The sequence below is a fragment of the Streptomyces sp. NPDC002044 genome, from assembly GCF_040296725.1.
GTDB classification, from domain to species: domain Bacteria; phylum Actinomycetota; class Actinomycetes; order Streptomycetales; family Streptomycetaceae; genus Streptomyces; species Streptomyces antarcticus.
Genome location: NZ_JBEOXU010000306.1, coordinates 1 through 2,299 on the forward strand (window position 1 = coordinate 1; position 2,299 = coordinate 2,299).

The following is a 2,299-nucleotide window of genomic DNA, read 5'->3' on the forward strand; positions in this document are numbered from 1 at the left end:
GTTTTTTCCTGTGGTGGCCTCCCCCTGTGGGCCCGGGGGCCCGGCCGCGGCCCCGCGGGCCGGAGCACGGACGCGTCGGGAGGTGTGAGTCCGTCAGGGCGGGTGAGCGCGTCAGGGCGTGACGATGGGGAAGTCGGGGTCGGCCGTGTCGAGGGCGTCGTGCAGCCGCGCCAGCGCGCCCGCGTCACCGGTGCTGGTGACGCCGTCCGGCTCGTCCCCGGCCAGGACCGCCAGGAGCTGCGGCTTGGTGAGGACCAGCGTGAGCTCGGCCGGGCCCTCGGCGGGGTTCGGCTCGCCCGTGGGCCGGCTGCGGTGGATCAGGGCGCCGTTGGAGAGTTCGGCTCGCCAGGTGCGGCCCAGGTCGGTGAGCTCGAAGTCGAGCGCCAGGGGTGTGTTCCAGGACCGGGGGCCGTTGACGCGGACCGCCAGCGAGTCCAGGATCTGGTCCATCGTGAGGGCGACGACCATCTCGGGGTTGGTCATGTCCAGGGCGGTGCGGGCGACCGTGCCGCGCAGTTCGTGGGCGCCCATGAGGTAGAAGTTGCGCCAGGGTCCGTTCTCGGCGCCGTGGCCCAGCGTCTCGTACACGTCCGCCAGTGCCTGACGGGCTCCGGTGTGGTCGGGCCGGGCGAAGACCGCGTGGTTCAGGAGCGTCGCCGCGAAGCGCGGGTCCCCGTCGTCCGCGTACCTGCGGCCCGCCGCGATGAGGGGCTCGATGCCGCCCGCGAGGTCGGCGTACCGTTTGGCCTCTTCGACGGGCGTGTGCTCCCACAGGTGGGCCGGGTTGCCGTCGAACCAGCCCATGTAGCGCTGGTAGACGGCCTTGACGTTGTGGCTGACGGATCCGTAGTAGCCGCGGCTGGACCAGCCCTGGAGCGCGGGGGGCAGCTCGATCTCCTCGGCGATCTCCGCGCCGGTCAGGCCCTGGTTGAGCATGCGCAGGGTCTGGTCGTGGAGGTACGCGTACAGGTCCCGCTGGGTGCGCAGGAGCGTCGTGATGCGCTCGGTGCCCCACGTGGGCCAGTGGTGCGAGGCGAAGGCGACGTCCGTGCCGGCGGCGAAGAGGGTGACGGCCTCGTCGAGGTAGTGCGCCCAGATCCGGGCGTCGCGGACGACGGCTCCGCGCAGGGTCAGGATGTTGTGCAGGTTGTGGGTGGCGTTCTCCGCCATGCACAGCGCGCGGCGGTCCGGAAAGTGGAAGTTCATCTCCGAGGGTGCCTCGGTGCCGGGGGTGAGGTGGAAGACGATGCGGACCCCGTCCACGGTCTCCTCCTGCCCGGTGGCGGTGATGTCCAGGGTCGGGGGGATGAGAGTGACCGTGCCGAGCGACGTCGTCTGGCCCAGGCCCGCGCCGATCTGCCCGTCGGGCGCCTTGGGCAGCTCGGCGCCGTACATGTACACGGCGCGGCGGACCATGGCCCCGCCCGCGTACACGTTCTCGGCCACGGCGTGTTCCAGGAACCCGGCGGGGGCGATCACCGGGACGGGCGCGTGACCGTGGGGGACGACGCCGCGGGAGCCGCCGAAGTGGTCGCCGTGGGAGTGGGTGTAGATCAGGGCGGTGACGGGCCGGGGGCCGCGGTGCTCGCGGTAGAGCTCCAGCGCGGCGGCGGCGGTCTCGGCGGAGATGAGCGGGTCGATGACGATGACCCCGGTGTCCCCCTCGACGAGGGTCATGTTGGACAGGTCGAAGCCGCGGACCTGGTAGATCCCGTCGGTCACCTCGTACAGGCCCTGCTTCGAGGCCAGTTGGCTCTGGCGCCACAGGCTCGGGTTGGCCGTGCCGGGGCACTCGCCCTCCAGGAACGCGTAGGCGTCGTTGTCCCAGATCACCCGTCCGTCCGCCGTCCTGACCACGGCGGGCGAGGCCGCGCCCACGAACCCGCGGTCCGCGTCGGCGAAGTCCTGCTGATCCGAGAAGTCCAGGGAGTCCGGGAAGTCCATGTCCAAGACATACGGCACCCCGCGCGTCTTCGCGGCGCGGCGGGCCCGTACGGGTGAGCGGCCCGCGGCGGCGCGGGACGCGGCCGTCAGCGGCACGGGCGCCGGGCTGCGGGCTGCGGGCTGCGGGCTGCGGCAGTCGGGGGCGGCAGGTGCGGTCCGGCGGCTCCGGCGTGGGAGTGGGCGGGGGTCACCCCGTGCCGGACCCGCCGTCCTCCGCCCTCGGCCGGGTGCCGTCGTGGGCGGCGGGGGGGGCGGCCCCCCCCCGGGCCAGGGTCCGGGTGTGGTAGTTTGGGGTGGGCGCCAGGCGCGGGTGGGCGCCCCCCAGCGCCCCCCGGCCCCGCGCGACCAAGACACC

1 protein-coding gene is annotated in these 2,299 nt (G+C 73.8%); it reads right to left on the minus strand.

The window, feature by feature from the left end; genetic code table 11:
- Positions 1 to 111: 111 nt before the first annotated feature.
- Positions 112 to 1,944 carry an alkyl/aryl-sulfatase gene (locus ABT106_RS31805; protein WP_351284492.1) on the minus strand — a complete coding sequence of 611 codons (1,833 nt, stop codon included), beginning with the start codon at positions 1,942 to 1,944 and terminating at the stop codon, positions 112 to 114.
- Positions 1,945 to 2,299 lie beyond the last annotated feature (355 nt).

What these genes read in the sequence shown, in the direction of transcription:
- ABT106_RS31805 (WP_351284492.1), bottom strand. Translation starts at nt 1,944, where the DNA reads ATGGACTTCCCGGACTCCCTGGACTTCTCGGATCAGCAGGACTTCGCC.